The sequence below is a fragment of the Phycisphaeraceae bacterium genome (assembly GCA_015709595.1).
In the GTDB taxonomy this organism is placed as follows: Bacteria; Planctomycetota; Phycisphaerae; order Phycisphaerales; family SM1A02; genus CAADGA01.
Genome location: CP054178.1, coordinates 1,802,689 through 1,821,121 on the forward strand (window position 1 = coordinate 1,802,689; position 18,433 = coordinate 1,821,121).

General features: G+C 68.5%; 16 protein-coding genes and 1 pseudogene. 14 read left to right on the forward strand and 3 right to left on the reverse strand.

Translation table 11 applies throughout. The features are described from left to right. Nucleotides 1-166: 166 nt before the first annotated feature. Nucleotides 167-682: a UvrB/UvrC motif-containing protein gene (locus tag HRU76_07555; protein ID QOJ17439.1), complete on the reverse strand. Its 516-nt coding sequence runs from the start codon at nt 680-682 to the stop codon at nt 167-169. Between the two features lie 125 nt (nt 683-807). Further along, nucleotides 808-1,620, reverse strand: coding sequence for a 3-deoxy-8-phosphooctulonate synthase (kdsA, locus tag HRU76_07560; GenBank protein ID QOJ19137.1), 813 nt, complete (start codon nt 1,618-1,620; stop codon nt 808-810). Nucleotides 1,621-1,854: 234 nt separating this feature from the next. Between kdsA and HRU76_07565 the strand changes: the two genes are divergently transcribed. From HRU76_07565 to HRU76_07630, 14 genes and pseudogenes are all read left to right on the forward strand, one after another. Next, nucleotides 1,855-3,294 (forward strand): HNH endonuclease, encoded by a 1,440-nt coding sequence (locus tag HRU76_07565; GenBank protein ID QOJ17440.1) that lies wholly within the window; start codon nt 1,855-1,857, stop codon nt 3,292-3,294. Between the two features lie 396 nt (nt 3,295-3,690). Continuing rightward, entirely contained in the window at nt 3,691-4,023 is a 333-nt protein-coding gene (locus HRU76_07570; protein QOJ17441.1) for a hypothetical protein, read from the forward strand. A gap of 194 nt (nt 4,024-4,217) precedes the next feature. Continuing rightward, nucleotides 4,218-5,075, forward strand: a complete 858-nt coding sequence (locus HRU76_07575) for a transporter (GenBank protein ID QOJ17442.1) — start codon at nt 4,218-4,220, stop codon at nt 5,073-5,075. Nucleotides 5,076-5,142: 67 nt separating this feature from the next. Beyond that, nucleotides 5,143-5,583: a manganese-binding transcriptional regulator MntR gene (gene mntR, locus HRU76_07580; protein QOJ17443.1), complete on the forward strand. Its 441-nt coding sequence runs from the start codon at nt 5,143-5,145 to the stop codon at nt 5,581-5,583. Continuing rightward, nucleotides 5,580-6,572 (forward strand): zinc ABC transporter substrate-binding protein, encoded by a 993-nt coding sequence (locus tag HRU76_07585; GenBank protein QOJ17444.1) that lies wholly within the window; start codon nt 5,580-5,582, stop codon nt 6,570-6,572. The genes mntR and HRU76_07585 overlap by 4 nt, the downstream gene beginning before the upstream one ends. Beyond that, nucleotides 6,559-7,395 carry an ABC transporter ATP-binding protein gene (locus tag HRU76_07590; GenBank protein QOJ17445.1) on the forward strand — a complete coding sequence of 279 codons (837 nt, stop codon included), beginning with the start codon at nt 6,559-6,561 and terminating at the stop codon, nt 7,393-7,395. The genes HRU76_07585 and HRU76_07590 overlap by 14 nt, the downstream gene beginning before the upstream one ends. Further along, complete coding sequence (locus tag HRU76_07595; GenBank protein ID QOJ17446.1) at nt 7,392-8,792, forward strand: metal ABC transporter permease; 1,401 nt, start codon at nt 7,392-7,394, stop codon at nt 8,790-8,792. The genes HRU76_07590 and HRU76_07595 overlap by 4 nt, the downstream gene beginning before the upstream one ends. 2 nt (nt 8,793-8,794) lie before the next feature. Beyond that, nucleotides 8,795-10,120: pseudogene (locus tag HRU76_07600) on the forward strand (metal ABC transporter permease). A gap of 152 nt (nt 10,121-10,272) precedes the next feature. Continuing rightward, entirely contained in the window at nt 10,273-11,880 is a 1,608-nt protein-coding gene (locus tag HRU76_07605) for a hypothetical protein (protein ID QOJ17447.1), read from the forward strand. Nucleotides 11,881-12,084: 204 nt separating this feature from the next. Then, on the forward strand, nt 12,085-13,935 hold the full coding sequence (locus HRU76_07610; GenBank protein ID QOJ17448.1) for an ankyrin repeat domain-containing protein: 1,851 nt from the start codon (nt 12,085-12,087) through the stop codon (nt 13,933-13,935). 12 nt (nt 13,936-13,947) lie between these two features. Further along, on the forward strand, nt 13,948-14,427 hold the full coding sequence (locus HRU76_07615) for a carboxypeptidase regulatory-like domain-containing protein (GenBank protein QOJ17449.1): 480 nt from the start codon (nt 13,948-13,950) through the stop codon (nt 14,425-14,427). A 69-nt stretch (nt 14,428-14,496) separates the two neighbouring features. After that, entirely contained in the window at nt 14,497-15,564 is a 1,068-nt protein-coding gene (gene lgt / locus HRU76_07620) for a prolipoprotein diacylglyceryl transferase (GenBank protein ID QOJ17450.1), read from the forward strand. 102 nt (nt 15,565-15,666) lie between these two features. Beyond that, nucleotides 15,667-16,587, forward strand: a complete 921-nt coding sequence (locus tag HRU76_07625) for an ion transporter (GenBank protein QOJ17451.1) — start codon at nt 15,667-15,669, stop codon at nt 16,585-16,587. 154 nt (nt 16,588-16,741) lie between these two features. Further along, entirely contained in the window at nt 16,742-17,662 is a 921-nt protein-coding gene (locus HRU76_07630; GenBank protein QOJ17452.1) for a hypothetical protein, read from the forward strand. A 24-nt stretch (nt 17,663-17,686) separates the two neighbouring features. Here HRU76_07630 and HRU76_07635 read toward each other — a convergent pair whose 3' ends face one another. Continuing rightward, complete coding sequence (locus HRU76_07635) at nt 17,687-18,403, reverse strand: DUF2238 domain-containing protein (GenBank protein QOJ17453.1); 717 nt, start codon at nt 18,401-18,403, stop codon at nt 17,687-17,689. Between the last annotated feature and the right edge of the window lie 30 nt (nt 18,404-18,433).

Consider the following 18,433-nt stretch of genomic DNA (forward strand, 5'->3'; position numbering starts at 1 on the left):
CCGGGGGTTGATTCGACACCGGCGAGAATGCACAAACCGCCGCATCACGCCATCACGCCGCACGAGTACCGACGATCATCAGCCGTCAGCCGTCAGCCGTCAGCCATCAGCCAAGAGCCAACTCTCCGTAGACCCCGACATCCCGACATTCCCACACGCCGCCCCCTCATCCCTGCGACTCCTCCGCCGGCTCCAGGGCGTTGAGACGGTCGCGGATCTCGGCCGCGCGCTCGTACTGTTCGGCGGCGATGGCCCGGTCGAGTTCCTTGAGCAGCCGCTGCAGTTCGCGCTGGCGGTCGAGCCCAGCGCCGGTGCGGCGTGGCGTCTTGCCGACGTGGTGCGTCGCGCCGCGCTGGGCCCGCTCGATGAGCGGGCCCAGTTCATCCACGAACGCCTCGTAGCACTTCGGGCAGCCGAGGATGGCGTTCTTGCGGAACTGGGCGAAGGTCAGCCCGCACTCGCCGCACTTCTTCGAACCGGTGCTGGTCGTGGTGACTGCGGCAGAGGAGGAATGGGCCACCACGAACTGCTTGAGCAGGTGCTCGATGGGCGCGTCGGCCTGGTGGACGACGAAGCCCGCCTCGGCCGCATGCTCGGCGCAGAGGTGGATTTCCTTGCGCTTGCCGTGCTTGATGGTCACTTCGTGGACCATCGCGGGTTTGTCGCACTTGTCGCAGTTCATGCGCTATCTCGCCCGTGTGGATTGTAGATCGGCGCGGCGTGGGTGGAAGCAGGAATCCTGCTGATGAGGATCACAGGCGGGGCGCCTGTGCCACGCAGCACCCAGCACGCCATACCGCCCAGCGCTCACATCGCCCGCCGCAGCCGCACAATACTCTCGATCAGCGGTCCCATGCTGTCGAGAGGCAGCATGGTCGCCTTGTCCGACAGTCCCTTGGCGGGGTCGGGGTGGCACTCGAAGAACAGGGCGTGAACCCCGGCAACGGTGGCGGCACGGGCCAGCAGGGGGGCGCGGTCGGGGCGGCCTTCGGTGTGGGTGCTCCCCCCGCCGGGCAGCTGGGTGGAGTGCGTCACGTCGAAACACACCGGCGCGCCCAGTTCCATCAGGTCGCCCAGCCCGATGAAGTCGTTGACCAGTCGGTGATAGCCGAAGAAGGTGCCGCGCTCCGTAAGAATGGCGCCGGCCGCGCCCGCCTCACGCAGTTTCGTCAGGACGTTGGTCATCTCCGCCGGGGCCATGAACTGCCCCTTCTTCACGTTGACCGGCTTTCCCGTTCGGGCGCAGGCGATGAGCAGGTCGGTCTGGCGGCACAGGAACGCGGGCACCTGGAGCAGATCGACCACTCCGCCCGCCGGGGCGGCCTGGTGCTCGTCGTGAACATCAGTGGTGACGGGGACGCCGAGGGCGTCGCGCAGGCGGGCGAGTTCCTTCAGTCCGGCCTCCAGCCCCGGCCCGCGCCCGGAGTGAATGCTGGATCGGTTGGCCTTGTCGAAGCTGGCCTTGAAGACGTAGGGCAGCCCCAGCCGCGCGCACAGGTCGCGCATGGTTCGGCCGATGAGCAGGTTGGTCTCCGGGCTCTCCAGCACGCAGGGGCCGGCGATGATGAGCAGGGGCTGACCCGCGCCAACCGTGTGAGGCCCGACTCGGCAGAGATTCATCATGGGAAACGGTAGGGTATCGCCTGCCATCGGGGATCGGTGGGGCGAGTCGCTCGCAACTGCACACATCTTTCCCACATTCTCACTTTTTCCTGTCAATTCCGCGCGGCGGGGTTTATCCTCTGATACCTCTCTGGCACGGAAGCCCGGGCGCGGGGGTCGGACCCCGCGTAGACCCACGGATGATCGGGCTTTTCGTGCAGGGACGGCGTCCACGACACGAAAGGCCTGTCGATGTCCGGATACATCTTCTCCGCCGAGCTGGTCGAGCAGTTCCGCCGCAACCCCCTGCACGAAACCCTGCGTGATCTGGGCAAGGCCGCGCGTGACGCCAACGTGCTCGCCTCGGCTGATTTCCGCAAGCTGCTGGGCTACCTGACCGAACTGGCCGACGGGCGCGACCGGCGCGAGCCGATGACCCCGGTGGCGGGCACGCACCGCCCCCAGCCGCGCTTGCGGGTGCTGATCGACGCCGCGTTCACGAACCTGGGCGACTTGACGTGGTTCCGTCTCAACAAGATCGTCAACCAGTCCAAGCAGCCGCTCAAGGGCATGTTTCAGCGCATGGCCGCCAGCGTGGGGCGGCTGAGCGATGAAGACCTGGAGTCGGTCGTCACCGCGCTGGTGTCTGATTCACCCGACCGAAAGCTGCTGAAACTGCTCAATGAAAAGGGCGGCCGCGTGCCCAACTGCGGACTGGAGCTGTTCGCGCGACTGGCCTACCTCTTCCGCCCGGACCTGTACTTCGTGCTTCCGCGCCGCTGGGGCGAGGAGTCGGGCGTCTACAAGTTCATCGACAACGATCTGCGCAAGTATTGCGCGGTCTGCCGCACGCTGCGGTCGATCTGCGACGAGGTGGGCTTCCCCGCCGACATCCGCGCCACGCTCTTCGACCGCGCGGTGGAGATGGACCCGGTTCATCCCACGCTCGAGGCGGCGATCAATCACTCCATCGGCAGCGCCCTGGCGTGGGCCAACGTACTCGAGGCGGGCGATGGCTACGTGCCGGGCAAGCGTCCCAACGACGAGATCTCCATGCCGCTGGAAGTCGCACCCGCCGCCATCCGCGTGCGCCGAGGCGAGGCGCGGCTGCGGAACCAGTTGATCCGCGCCTACCGCGGATGTTGCGCCATCTCCGGCAAGTGCCCCAAGGACGTGCTCGAGGTGGCCTACGTCGCGCCCTACCCGGCGGGCGACATCCACTCCCCGCGCAACGCGATCCCCCTGCGAAGCGACCTGCACACCCTGTGGGACTGCAACCTGATCGCCTTCGACCCCGAGACGCTGGAACTCCACCTGTCCGAGTCGCTGCGCGGCACGTGCTACGAGCCCTTCGCGGGCGTGAAACTGTCCGAACCGGACGAGGGCCTGCGTCTTGACGGCGTCGCCCTGCGCGACCGCTGGGCGCACTTCCAGTCGATGCGCAAGGCGGGCGCTTCGGCGTCACCGCCCGCCGCCGCGCCGGCTCAGGTCGCGCCGCCGCCCGCGCTGATCGGCGCTCCCGGCACAACGGGCGAACCCCGCTACGAGAAGGCGGACGTGGAGATCGAGACGTTCGAGGCATTCGAACCGCGCAAGTCCGCCTCCAGCGGCATCTGGCGGGTGAGGCCGGCGGCGAGCGGGCCGACCATCCCGCTGGCCCCGATCGACGCCGAGGAGCCGGTGGAGGGATAATCCGGGGATCGGAACCTTGCGAACCACCTCGCCGCGCGGTACGTTGACGCGCGCGGAGTGAGGTGTGCGATGTCCGATGGGGTCGGCATCACGCGTGGAAGGGCGGCGGCGCTGAGCGTTGCGGGAATCGTTCTTGGCTGCGGCGTGTGGACCATGATCCGCGATGCCGCCATGACCCCGGAACGAGGCATCATCCAATCCGCGGATCGAGGCGAGAGGCCGGTGCTTCTTGAACATGTGACGCATGAGAGGGCGCACGCCTCGCTGGCGTCCGTCCGGTCGCGTTCGCAGGCGAGCGGCGGTGCAGTATCGTCCCCGGCCGCGCGCTTGCCGCACCAGCGCGACGTCGACGCCCTCGAAGCATCCATCGCCGAGGCGCGATCGGGATCGATGCCCGTGACGCCGCTCACAGACGACGTCCCGGGCGCGACGCCCGCTCTGGCCATTCGGCTCATCGAGGCGCAGCCCGTGGAACCCGGCGCGGGCACGTGGCGACTGTCGCTGGCCGTCGTGAACGTCAGCGACGGGATGCTCGGCGCGGCCGGGTTCACGCTGTCGTGCGACGGGCAGCCCGTGGGCGGCGGGGCGCGATTCACGGTGCGCCCGCTTCCGCGAGGGCGCGGCGACATGGTGGTGGCCCTCGTGGACGGATTGTCGCAGGACTTCGATCCCGCCCGCCTGTCAGCACGCATCGTATCGCACGGCGACCGCATCGCGACGGCGGAGTGACCACGTCGCGCGGACCGACGGCGCCTCGCGGCGCAAGTCGTGCCGGCCGGAACGTCATGACATGTCGTGTGCTGGTTGAACCGGCGCCTCCCTTGACGGCGCGGTCCGCGGCCGCGCCTTCCAGCCCCGGTGAACGCGAGACTTGACCAGTTTGTAGCATATGCTACACTTGGGTTCATCCAAGGAGTCAGGTCATGCGGGGATCAGCCGGTGCGGCGTGGATCATGGGTTCGTGCGGCGTGGCGTGGTCGCTTTCGGGCGCCTTGGCGTCGTCGGGGCAGGAGGCGTCGTACCGCGATCTCGGCACGTCGTCGTACTCGCTCTTCAACCCCACGCCGCGAGAGTTGCGGCGGGGCATGAGCCCGGATCGACCCGACACCACCGAAAGCCCCATCACGGTCGATGCCGGGGTGGTGCAACTGGAGATGAGTTTCTTCGACCTGTCGAAGAACGGTTCGCATCGCACCTGGACCGCGGCGCCATTCAACCTGAAACTGGGGTTGACGGAGTCGATGGACATCCAGTTCGTGCTGGACCCGTACCTGCACGTGCGCGAGGATGGCCGGGGGCGGCTCGCTCACGGGCTGGGCGACCTCCAGGTGCGGCTGAAGCTCAATCTGTGGGGAAATGACGGGGGAAGCACGGCCTTCGGCGTCATGCCCTTCATCAAGGTTCCCACCGCCGGCGCGGGGCTGGGCAACGATCACGTCGAGGGCGGCGTGATTCTGGCCTTGTCGTGGGATGCCGCGCCGGGCGTGGGGCTGGCGTTCATGGTCGAGCCGGACATCGTGTACGACGAGGCCGACGACGACCACGATCTTGAACTGCTGCACACCGCGGTGCTGGGGCTGGACATCACCGATCGGGTCGGCTGGTTCATCGAGTACGCGGGCGTGGTGAGCGCGGATGCGTCGCCCTACCGCGCCGAGGCGATCACCGGCTTCACCCTGGCGGTGACGGACGACCTGATGCTGGACTGCGGCGTGCGTCTCGGGCTGACCGGGGATGCCGACGACTGGGGACTTTTCGCGGGTATGAGCATTCGCTTTTAGCGGGATGAATGTAGCCGTTGCCACGAGGTCGCCTATGCTACACCTGAAACGATTCCGGAATCTGGCCATGACCGCGATCCGCCGCCCCGTCAACTCGTTCGCCAAGGTTCGCGCCGATCACGCCACCGAGACGGCGGAGGACTACGTGGAGGCGGTCTCGGACATTCTGCACCGTCAGGGTGAGTGTCGCGTGAAGGACCTGGCGGACGTGATGGGCGTGACGCACGTCACGGTGACGCGCATCATCGCGCGGCTGCAGGAGGAGCGGCTGGTCGAAACCGAGCCGTATCGCCCCATCCGGCTCACGGCCAAGGGCGAACGGCTCGCCGCCGACAGCCGAAGGAGGCACGGGATCGTGCTGCGATTCCTGCGCGCCATCGGCGTACCGCCCGAGGACGCCCAGCGCGACGCCGAGGGCATCGAGCATCACGTGGGTGAGAAGACGCTGGAGTGCATGCGCCGCTTCGCGGACGAGCGCGAGCGGGAATCATCAGGAGGTGCGTCATGAGCGGACGACGCCTGGGCATTGTGCGGTGTCTTCTTGCGGCGGGCGCCGGGCTGCTGGCTTCGTGCGCCGGCCCGTCCGGTTCGGATGTCGCCGCCACGGACGGCAGGCCCCGCATCGTCTGCACCGTGGGCATGGTGACAGACATCGTGCGCCGCGTGGCGGGGGATCGGGCGGAGGTGATCGGCCTCATCGGCGCGGGCGTGGACCCCCACCTCTACAAGCCCACGCGCGACGACGTGGAGATGCTCTCGAAGGCGGACATCATCTTCTACGCGGGCCTGATGCTCGAGGGCAAGATGGCCGACACGCTCGTCAAGGTCGGCCGCAGCCGGAAGGTCTACGCGGTGACGGAGGAGATCGACGACTCATTCCTGCTGCACCCCGACGGGGCGGAGGGGCACGCCGACCCGCACGTATGGATGGACGGCAGCGCCTGGGCCGAGTGCGTGAAGGTCGTCGCCCGCGCCTTGAGCGAGTTCGATCCGCTCCACGCCGCCGACTACGCCCGGCGCGGCGACGCGCTCATCGCCGACATCATGGCGATGCATGAGTACGGCAAGCGGGTGATCTCGACCATCCCCGAGCGCAGCCGCGTGCTCATCACCTCGCACGACGCCTTCAACTACTTCGGCCGCGCGTACGGCCTGCGGGTGGAGGGCGTGCAGGGGCTCTCCACCGAATCGGAGGCGGGGCTGAAGCGCATCAACGACCTGGTGGATTTCATCGTGAAGCACGAGGTGCGCGCCGTGTTCATCGAAACCAGCGTGTCGCCCAGGAACATCCAGGCGCTCATCGAAGGCGCCAGATCGCGCGGGCACGCGGTCGTCATCGGCGGGGAACTCTTCTCCGACGCCATGGGGGAGGAGGGAACCTACGAGGGCACCTATCTCGGCATGCTCGACCACAACCTGACCATCGTGGCCCGCGCCCTGGGGGGCGAGGCGCCCGCCGCAGGATGCCACGGGAAACTGAGCCATGCGAGCCATTGACGCCAGCGTCGAATCGCCGAGCCGTCCCCTCCCCATCGGGCGCGTGGGCGTGGCGACGGGGGAGGAGCACTCCCCCGCCGCCCCGCTCTCGATTCACGATATGACGGTGGCCTACCACCGCAAGCCGGTGATCTGGGACATCGACCTGGACGTGCCGGAGGGGAAACTCGTCGGCATCGTCGGTCCCAACGGGGCGGGCAAGAGCACGCTCCTCAAGGCGGTGCTGGACCTGGTGCCCAAGGCCTCCGGGCGCGTGCTGATCTACGGCGAGCCGTATCACCGGCAGCGGCGACTCGTGGGCTACGTGCCCCAGCGCGAGAGCGTGGACTGGGACTTCCCCGTCAGCGCGCTGGACGTGGTGACGATGGGGCTGTACGGCCGCATCGGCTGGTTCCGCCCGGTGCGGAAACGCCACCGCGAGCAGGCCATGGCGGCGCTTGAGCGCGTGGGCATCGCGGACCTGGCGCACCGTCAGATCAGCCAGCTTTCCGGCGGGCAGCAGCAGCGGGTGTTCCTGGCCCGCGCGCTGGTGCAGGAGGCGAGGGTGTACCTGATGGACGAGCCCTTCGCCGCGGTGGACGCCGCCACGGAGAGGGCCATCGTGGACATTCTGCGGGAACTGCGCGACCGCGGACGCACCGCGCTGGTGGTGCATCACGACCTGCACACCGTGCCCGAGTACTTCGATCACGTCATCCTCATCAACATGCGCGTCGTGGCGCACGGGCCGACCGAGGAGGTCTTCACCCGCGAGAACCTGCAGAAGACGTACGGCGGCCGCCTCACGCTGCTGGATGAGGCCGCGGAGGCCCTGGCCCGATGAGCCGGGGAGAAGCCCCATTCTGGGGTGACGTGGCGCGGGTCTTCCTGCTGCAGGATTACAACACCCGCGTGGTGGTGCTGGGCGCGGCGGCGCTGGGGCTGGCGGCGGGGGTGGTCGGCTGCTTCACGCTGCTGCGCAGGCGGGCGCTGATGGGCGACGCCCTCAGCCACGCCACGCTGCCGGGCATCGGACTGGCGTTCATTCTCGTCACGCTGACCGGGGGCGACGGCAAGTCGCTGCCGTGGCTGCTGCTGGGGGCCACGCTGGCGGGCGCGGCGGGGCTGGGCGTCATTCTGCTCATTCGGAATCTGACGCGGCTGAAGGAGGACGCCGCGCTGGGCGTGGTGCTGAGCGTCTTCTTCGGGCTGGGCGTGGCGACGCTGGGCGTCGCGCAGAACATGCAGGCGGGTCACGCGGCGGGACTGGAGTCATTCATCTACGGCAAGACCGCCTCGATGACCGCGTCGGACGCGCGGCTGATCGCCGTGGCCGCCGGGTTGTCAGTCGCGGCCTGCGCGATGCTGTTCAAGGAGTTCCGTCTGCTCTGCTTCGACGCCGCCTTCGCGCGAGGACAGGGGCGACCCACGCTGCTGCTGGACATGCTCATGATGGCGGTGGTGGTGGCGGTCACGGTGATCGGGCTTCAGGCGGTGGGGCTGGTGCTGATCATCGCGCTGCTCATCATCCCCGCTGCGGCGGCCCGCTTCTGGACCGAGCGGCTTCAGTGGATGACGGTCATCAGCGGGGCGATGGGAGCCCTCTCCGCCGCGCTGGGAGCGGCCATCAGCGGGGTGAGGCCGGACACGCCTTCCGGTCCGATGATCGTCATCGTTGCGGCGGCGCTCTTCGCCTTGAGCATGGCCTTCGGCGCGGCGCGGGGCGTCGCGCCTCGGCTGCTGCGACAATGGCGACTGGCGCGGCGCATCGGGCGACAGCACCTGCTGCGGGCGGTGTTTGAGTTGAGCGAGGGCGAGGCACACCCCGCTCCCTCACGGTCGCGGCTCACGTCGAACGCGCGCGGCGACGTCACCGAACCGCCGCTTGTGTCAATCAGTGATCTCGCCTTCATGCGTTCATGGTCGCCTCGCTCGCTGCATCGCCAGATCGCCCGGGCGCGGCGGGCGGGGCTGGTGAATCCGGCGGGCGATGGAGTTCGACTCACCGAGACGGGCCTGATCGAAGCGGCCCGGCTGACGCGCAATCACCGGCTGTGGGAGATGTACCTCATCACCCACGCGGATGTCGCGCCGAGCCACGTTGACCGCGATGCCGACCATGTGGAGCACATCCTGGGCCCCGCGCTGACCGCGGAGCTGGAGCGCCTCATGGCGTCCGACCTGCCCGCCCGCGTCATGCCCGTCAGTCCGCACGTGCTGAATGAAGGGAGCCGCGCGTGACCTGGACGCTCAACGACACGTGGATCGTGGTCGCCGGTGCGCTGGTCGCCGCCTCGTGCGCCCTGCTCGGCTGCTTTCTCGTGCTGCGCAAGATGAGCATGATGGGCGACGCCATCAGCCACGCGGTGCTGCCGGGGCTGGCGATCGCGTTTCTGCTCACCGAGAGCCGGGCCAGCGTGCCCATGTTCGTCGGCGCGGTCATCGCCGGGCTGCTCACCGCGCTCCTGACGCAGTGGATCAGGTCGCACGGCAGGGTGGATGAAGGGGCCTCGATGGGCGTGGTCTTCACCGCGCTCTTCGCCATCGGTCTGATCATCATCGTGGACGCGGCGGACCGCGTGGACCTCGACCCCGGTTGCGTGCTCTACGGCGCCATCGAGTTCACGCCGCTGGATACCGTGGCGCTGCTGGGGTGGGAAATCCCCCGCGCCGTGGTGGTGGGGGCGATTGTGCTGCTGGGCAACGTGTTCTTCGTGGGGCTGCTGTGGAAGGAACTGAAGATCACTTCGTTCGACCCCGCCCTGGCGACCACGCTGGGCATCCGCGCGGGACTGATGCACGCGCTGCTCATGGCGTTCGTGGCCATCACCACGGTGGCGGCGTTCGAGAGCGTGGGCAGCATTCTCGTGGTGGCGATGCTCATCGTGCCCGCGGCGGCGGCGCACCTGCTGACCGATCGACTTGGATGGATGGTCTGGATCGCGGTGGGGCTGGGCGTCGCCGCGGCCCCGCTGGGACACGTCAGCGCCGTCGTCGGCCCGGGACTGCTTCACGAGGACTGGCGGAGCACCAGCACCGCGGGCATGATCGCGGCATGCGCGGGCGGGCTGTTCCTGCTGGCGATGCTCTTTGCGCCGCGGCAGGGCGTGGTCAGTCGCGTCCTGTTCCGTGTGGCGCTGTCGCAGCGCATCCTGAGCGAGGACATGCTGGGTCTGCTCTACCGCATTGATGAATGGGGCCAGCGGGTCTCTCCCGGCGAGTTTCGACGGCGCTTCCGCCGGGCGTTGGGGGTGGGAACTTTGGCAACCTGCGCGGCTTGGAGAAACCTGGGTCGCCGGGGGTTGGTCACCATCGAGCGCCAAAACGGGATGTCAGGCGATGGGGTTGCGGTTCACCTGAGCCCCGACGGACGAGAAGCCGCGACACGTCTCGTCCGCTCGCATCGGCTCTGGGAGGCCTACCTCGTCGATCACCTGGGCCTTCGGCCCGACCACGTCCACTCCACCGCGATGCGTCTGGAGCACGTGACCGATGATCGCATGGCGGGGCGTCTGGCTCGACGCGTCGGCTCCGGAAGCGCCGACCCGCATGGGCGGGATATCCCATAATCAGCACCCGGCCGCGCTCGAGGGTCGATCTTCGAACCGACGGAATCTCCAGAAAATGCTGGCGTCGAGGTTCATCCGGCGATAAAGTTGGCTGGGTGCGGGGTTTCCGTGCAGACGATCCGTCCCAGGTTCCGCCATCAGGAGATCAGTTCATGTCGAGGTTGCTCGGCTCGCTTTCACTCTCAACCGTGCTGGCTGCGGTGCTGCTCGCTTCGCCGGCTTCATCCGCTCAGGACGTGGCGGGGCTTGATCGGGGGGACGAGGTCAACGCCCTGCTGGGCCTGACGGACAGCGTCGTGTTCACGCTGGACATCAACACCGAACCGGGCGTGCCGCTGGTGGCGGCGATTCCGCTGGAGGGCCAGTGGCGTCTGCTCAATCTCTTTCCGCACTCCGTGCGCGGGCGACGCTACCAGGTGCTCGCCCAGGTGGGCGAAGGCGAACTGGTGCCGGTGACGCCCTCGCCTGAGCGCACCCTGCGCGGCGAACTGCTGGACGACCCGCAGATCATGGCGGCTGGCTCCACCTCTGACGAGGGGCTGTACGCCCGGATCATCCTGCCCGACGGATCGAACTACTGGATCGAGCCGCTCTTCGGACGCATCCAGGGCGCGCCGCATGGCTCGCACGTCATCTACCGGGGCGAGGACACCTCCTGCTCCGGCATCTGCGGCACATCCGACGATCATCGCCTGGGCGGCGACCTCGACCTGGTCGAGCACGGCTCCGGCGGCGACGGCGCGCTCAAGGTGGCCGAGGTCGCCTGCGACGCCGACGTGGAGTACTTCACCCGCTGGGGCAGCGTGGCCAACGTGGAGAGCCGCATCAACAGCATCTTCAACTCCATGAACATCCAGTACGAGCGCGATGTCAACATCACGCACGTCATCACCACCATCATCGTGCGCACGGTCGAGCCGGACCCGTACAGCACCACCAACTCCGGCGCCCTTCTGGACCAGTTCCGCAACCACTGGAACGCCAATCACGGCGCCATCCAGCGCGACGTGGCCCACCTCTTCACCGGCAAGAACCTCAACGGCTCGGTCATCGGCATCGCCTACGTGGGCGTGATCTGCAACACCCCCTGGGCCTACGGACTGGTGGAATCGCTCAACAACTTCGCCTGCGCCACCGACCTGTCGGCTCACGAACTGGGGCACAACTGGAACGCCGACCACTGCGTGTGCGAGACCTACACCATGCACGCGGGGCTTCAGTGCGCCAACCGCTTCCACCCCACCTTCGACATTCCGGTCATCACCCAGTTCCGCGACTCGCGCGGCTGCCTGAGCGACCCCGAGCCGGAGGATCTGGACTGCCCGCTCAAGAGCTTCAACATCACCAAGGGCACGCTGAACAGCGGCAACCTGGCTGCGCTGGACAACTCCGATGACAACTACATGATCATCGACCCGCTGCAGGGCAACAACTACGCGGTCAACATGGTGGTCAAACTCACCAGCCCGATCAACAACGTGTCGCAACTGGACCTGACGCTCGAAACCAGCGCCATCAACCCCAACGTGCGAACCAAGATCTACGTTCGCAACGTGAACACCAACGCCTGGGTGCTGCTGGATTCGTTCATCCAGCCGCAGACGGACACGGTCAAGACCTACCTGTCGATTCCCAACCCCAACAACTACATCAAGGCCACGAACAGGGAAATCCAGATCCGGATTCAGATGACGCGAAAGCTCACCGCCGGCACCTTCATTACGCTGATCGACAACGTGCAGGCCACGGTTCGCGATTGATTGATCTTCCGCAACGTCGCTGTCAACGCGCGGCCCGGACGCCTGTCCGGGCCGCGTTCTTTGACCCTCGTGCGCCGCCGCTTCGTGAGCCGCGCGGGACGCTTGAGTCCATCGATCCCGGCATCGCGTACCGAGATCACATCCCGGCCCCTCACCCGTCGCCGTGCCCGCCGATACAATGCGTCCACCTTGGGAGCGCGGTGCATGACGGGTCGGTTCATTCGTGCGGCGGCGGTGACGGTGGCGGCGGTTCTCTCCGTTGCGGCGGGATCGTCCGCGCCGGCGCAGAGCCGGGCGGAGCGCGAGCCCCCGCTCCACCGCGCCGCGCGCGAGGGCGACGGGCTCACTCTTCAGCGCGAACTGGACCGTGATTCGTCCCAGGTTTCGCACGCCCACGGACCCAACCTTGAAACCCCCCTCATGTTCGCCGCGCGCAGCGGCGAGAAGGACGTGGCGACGTGGCTGCCCCGCCTGGCGCCCACGCGCGAGGCGCTCAACGCCCGCGCCCGGGATGGCCGCACCGCGCTGATGATCGCCGCCAGCCACGGCGTCAGCCAGGTCGTCGCCGCCCTGCGCGACCTGGGCGCGGACGTCTCGCTGGTCGATCACGACGGGCGCACCGCGCTCATGCACGCCGCCCGGCTGAGCCGCGACGGCGTGCTCGAACTGCTGATCCCCGGCTCGACGCTTGACGCGTCGGACGACGCCGGCTGGACCGCGCTGCATCATGCCGCATGGTCCGGGGACGCCGTTCGGGTGCGCCTCCTGGTCGAGGCCGGCGCGACCATCGACGCCGCCGACCGCTCGGGCCGAGCGCCTCTGCACGTGGCGGGCAAGGTGGGCGCGGCGGAGGTCGTCGAAGCCCTGCTGGACGCGAACGCGAGTCCCGCGCTCACGGACCGCGAAGGCGTCACGCCGCTGATGCTGGCGGCCCAGGCGAGCACGCCTCGGGCGCTCAACGCGATGCTGGCGGCGCGCGACAGGCATGCCCCCGGGCTGGACGCGAGCGACGCATCGGGCCGCACCGCGCTGATGCACGCCATCCTCACCCACCGCCCCGATCACGCGCGGCGGCTGATCGAGGCGGGGGCTTCCGTGTCGCCGCGCGACAGCGACGGTCGAGATGCCTTGTTTCACGCCATCGCCGCGGGGGATGCGGCGCTCGTGCGTGAACTCCTCTCGCGTGGAGCGGACGCCGCCGCCGCGGATCGCAACGGCCGCACGGCGCTGATGGTCGCCGCCGCGCTGCGCGCCGTGGAAGCGCGGAACGACGGTCCCAGCGCCGGCGCGCCCGACGCCGCGATCATCGACACCCTGCTTGCTCACAACACGCGTCCCGCGGTCAACGCGGTCGGTCCCGGCGGAACAACCGCGCTCATCGAGGCGGCGGCGCGGGGCGGACCCAGGCAGGTCGCCGCCCTGCTGCGCGCCGGCGCCGCGGTTGATCACGCCGACGAATTGGGCCGCACCGCGCTGATTCACGCCGCGGGCGCGTCGCACGACGATGCCGCCGCGCGGGTCGTGCTTCTGCTCGACGCCGGGGCGTCCATTCACCACCGCGACCTCGGCGGGCTCGATGCGCTGATGCACGCCGCCCGGCGCGGGAGCGCGGCCAGCGTCCAGACCCTGTTGTCACGCGGCGCCAACGCGGGGGCGCGGGGCGAGAAGGGCGAATCCGCTCTCATGTTCGCGGCGGGTCGATCAGACCGCGCGGCGGAAGGAATGGTCGAACTGCTCGCCCCCGTCGATCCCCGCATCAACGACGCCGACGAGCGCGGTATGACCGCCCTGCAGTACGCGGCGCGGCATGGCACGGTCGCGGGCATCCGGACCATCGTCGCTCGCGGCGGCGCCGTCAACGCGCGCGACCGGCTGGAACGCACGCCCCTCATGCACGCCGCCATGTCGGGGCGCCTCGAGCACGTCGAGGCGCTCCTGGCTGCCGGGGCCGATGCCGCGATCACCGACAAACAGGGACGCACCGCGCTGGATCACGCCCGTTCGCTCGGCGTGCGCGGCGAGCCGGTGGTCGCGCGGCTTTCGCGGGTCCGGTGAAGGAGATCGACCGTGCTGTTCTCCCGCCGCGCCGTTCGATTGAAGCCCCGCTTCCACCGCGTGATGCTCCTCGCCGCGCCGATGGCGCTGCTGTTCGGCTGCTCCAGCGGCGCGTCGCAGCGGGGGGTGCTTCGCGTGACGGACGCCGTCTCCGGCGCGCCCGTGGCGGGGGCGCGCGTCGAAGCGCTTGCCATGGAGTTCTTCCTGCCCGTGGATCCCTTTCCCACGCTCGACCCCGCCAGTCACCCACCCTCGCGGGTGATGACGACGAACGACGGCGCCGCGACGCTCCGTCTCCCCGCCGACCTGCCGGTCCGGTTGACGGTCGAGGCGGCGGGGTACGAGCGGCTGCAGGCCATCATCGAGCCGAGCCGGCGGCGTGGTCCGACCGGGGCCGCGCCTCGCTGGTGGATCAGCGGCGTCACGCACACGCCGCCGGTCGGCGCGACCGCCCCGATACCTCGATTGGCCGTCGAGATTCTTCCGCCCTGACGCCGCCGCCAGGCGCGATACCATGTGCCCATGACTCCCGGCCCGAACGCTCCGCACAGCATCCATCTCGTGGCCGACGCTTTCATGCACGACCTCGACCCCGTGCTGGTTCATGTGGCGGGGCCGTTTGCGATCCGCTGGTATGGACTTTCATACCTGGTCGGATTCATCGTGGCGTGGCTGATCCTGCGCTGGATGGCGGCGACGAAGCGGCTGGCTGTCACCCCCCAGCAGGTGGGCGACTACATGATGGCCGTGGTCGTGGGCGTGCTCGTCGGGGGGCGGCTGGGCTACGCGGCGTTCTACGACCAGTCGCTGCTCCTTTCGCCGGTGGATCTCATCAAGGTGTGGGACGGCGGCATGGCCAGCCACGGGGGGATGATCGGCGTCATCCTCGCCACCATGTGGTTCGCCCACCGCCGGGGCGTGAGCCAACTGCACATGCTCGACGCCGCCGCCTTCACCTGCCCGCCGGGTCTGGGTTTCGGGCGCGTGGCCAACTTCATCAACGGCGAACTATGGGGTAAGCCCATCCCTGCGGATCAACAGGTCAACCCGCCGTGGTGGAGCATCCAGTACTGGGAACAACTGCGCCTCTTCGCCCGCCACGACCCCATGAAACTGGCGGATATGACCGATGTGGCCACCGCCGCGGGGCTGGACGGCGGCGCCTGGCGACGCGAGGCCCTGCTGCTGGGCGTGGATGGCGCCCAGGGGCAGGAAGCGGCCCGTCTCATGCACGGCTGGATCGACGGGATCGGCCAGCAGGTGCGCGCGGGCAACGAGCAGGTCATCGACGCCCTCCGGCCCGTCCTGACGGCGTACTACCCCTCGCAGATCATCCAGGCGATGGCGGAGGGGGTGATCCTCTTCGCCGCCCTGGTGCTGATCTGGCTGGTTCCCCGCAAGCCGGGCGTGGTGGGGTCGTGGTTCCTCACCATCTACGGCGTGCTGCGGGTCTTCACCGAACTCTTCCGCCAGCCGGACGAGGGGGTGGCGGTGATCGCGGGGCTGCAGCGCGGGCAGTTGCTGAGCGTGGCGATGATCCTGGCCGGTCTGGCGTGCCTGATCGTGGTCAGTCGGCGGAAGGTCAACCCGGTGAGCGGCCTGATGCGGATTCAGCCCGCGCGGGCGTGAATTGTCCGCCGGGCCCGTTCCGCGACGACGCTGGTCTCCCCGAACGCCTCCATCGTCCATTAGAATCCGCCCCTTGCCACCTGTCCAGGCGGGAGACACGTCATGGCCGCGTCATTGCATCGCATCGTTCAGTCCAACTGGTTCTCGACGCTGGTGTTCCTGGCCATCGTCCTCACCAGCGTGCTGGTGGGGGTGGAGACGTACGCGGCGTTTGATCCCGGCACCACCGCGGGTCAGACGGTGCTGCTCGTTCAGCAGGTGATCCTGTGGTTCTTCGCGCTGGAGATCGTGCTGAGGATGGCCGCCCGGTGGCCCCGCCCGCACACGTACTTCACCGACGGGTGGAACATCCTCGACTTTCTCGTGGTGGCGGTGTGCTTTCTGCCGTTCGGCACGCAGTACGCGGCGGTGGTTCGCCTGGCCCGCACGCTGCGCGTGCTGCGCCTGGTGACGGTGCTGCCCAAGCTGCAGGTGCTGGTGGCGGCGCTGCTCAAGTCGATCCCCTCGCTGGGTTACGTCGGCGCGCTCCTGTTCGTTCACTTCTACATCTACGCGGTGATCGGCGTGTTCCTGTTCGGGCAGAACGACCCGATGCACTTCCGCAACCTGCACACGTCGCTGCTGACGCTCTTTGAGATCGTGACCCTGGAAGGGTGGATCGACATCATGAACATCCAGGTGCATGGGTCGGACGTGGTGGGATACGCGGACGTGCCGCCGTCCATCGCCTCGCTCCCCCGCGTGTCCGCCGAGTTCCCCACCGTGGCCCCGATTTACTTCGTCAGTTTCATCCTGCTGGGCACGATGATCGTGCTCAACCTTTTCACGGGCACGATCATCGCCGGCATGGAGGAGGCCCGCGACGAGGCCATCCGCGAGCGGCTGGAGAAGGCCAAGGCCGCCAGGGGCGGCACCACCGAGGCGCAGGATCTGTCCGCCATCTCCGACCAGATCGCACGCCTGAGCGAGAGCGTGGCGATGCTGCAGAAGCGGCTGGAGAACGGGGCGCGGTCGTCGCCTTGAGCAAGGCGTCCAACCCACGGGCGGTGACTCCGTGGCGTTCGCCCCGCCGCCCGCCTACCGAATTGGACGGTGACCGGCGGATGGCGCATCCCGTGAAGGGGCAGGCGTCTCCGCCCATGAACGGAGCCGCTCGCCTCCCTGCAAGGGGGTTTCCATGCGTGAATCAACCCGCCGAACCGCGATGCTGTGGCTGGTGGTCGCCGTGGGCGGCGTGGGGCCGCTGGCCGCAGGTCAGGCCGCGCCGCCGCCTTCTCCACCCGCCGCGCCCGTCGAGCCGGAGCTCTCGCCTCAGATGAAGATGCTGCAGGCGCTCGGGTACACGCGCATGACCTTCGACTTCCGCGAGACGCGGGCGGAGGAGGCGTGGGAGAAGTTCCGCGAGGCGCTGGGGGCCAACCTGATCGTGCGCTATCTCGATCACCGCACGGGCGTGAGCGGTATCGACCCCGACGCGCCCATCACCCTGTCGGTTGAGAACCGGCGGGCCATCGAAGTCATCGAGATGCTCGTGGAGCAGTGCGCCGTGACGGAGGAATGCACGTGGCAGATTCGCCGCGGCTTCATCGAGGTGGGGACGAAGGACCGTCTGAGCGTGGGGCAGGCCCGCGAGACGCGGGTGTATCCCATCAGCGACATGCTCCACGAGGCGCCGGACTTCGATAACGCGCCGTCGCTGCGTCTGGAGGATCAACTGGCGGGCGGCTGGCTGGTGAATCCCTACATCCGCGGCTGGTGGGGCAGGCCCCTCGACCCGTCGTACTACGGACGCTTCCACTCGGGCACGGGCTTCGGGGGCACGGCGTTCGCCGTCGGACGCGGCAATCGACCCGCCAGAAGTCCGCAGGAGGAGGCCCGCAGCGCCCAGGAATTGATCGAGGTCATCATCCTCGTCATCGAGCCGGACGCCTGGGAGCAGAACGGAGGCGAATGGGCCGCCATCACCTACCGCGACGGCTCGCTGGTGGTGCGCGCCCCGGACTACATCCACCGACAGATCGGCGGCTACCCGCCCGTGCCGCCGCCGGTGGAGAAGAAGCAGGATGCGTCCGAGCCGGACAAGAAGGGCGGGGAGTGATCCGTCGCGGATGCTCTCCGGACGTTACGACGTGGTCGATTTGCGTCGCGCATCGCCGCGGGCGCGCACGACGCGGAGCGCGGCGCCACCCACGAGTCGCCTGTGCATCCCGATCACGACCGCAGCGATGATCGACCCCGTCAGCGCCAGCGTCATGTCCTTGTGGGCGTCGAACATGTCGCCCTGCTGGCCGTTGTACTGCTCCGCGTCCTCGGGGTCCATGATGAGGGCGATCATCCACTCGGCGACTTCGTAGAGTTTGCTCAGCACCGCGAGGAAGGCCACCGCCACAATGAGCGCCTGCCCGCGCCCCAGCGGCAAGAGCCGTTCCACCGTCTCCAGCATCGGCAGCAGCATCATCACGCCGAACAGAAAGTGGACCAGCCGGTCGTAATGGTTGCGCGGCAGGCCGGTCTCCTTGTTGATCGGCACGCCCAGCGCCTCGCTGATGCTCGTGCCGAACAGGGAGCGCGACCAGTCGTCATAGGGCACGTACGAGTAGAGGTAGTGCGCCCCCAGCACGTGCAGCAGCAGGAAGAGGAAGATGAGGATGTACGAGAGGTTCGAGAGCGGCCGGTGCTTCCACTCCAGCCACCACAGGAACAGGACCAGCGGCGGCAGGGGCAGCATTTCCAGCCGGTAATCGGCGAAGTCGGCGGCGCCGATGGCGCTCACCAGCATCGCCAGGATGACGATGATGAGCAGCCACAGCCGCAGCGGCCATGACGAAGGGCTGGCCATGGAGCCAGTGTAGCGAAAGGATCACAGGCG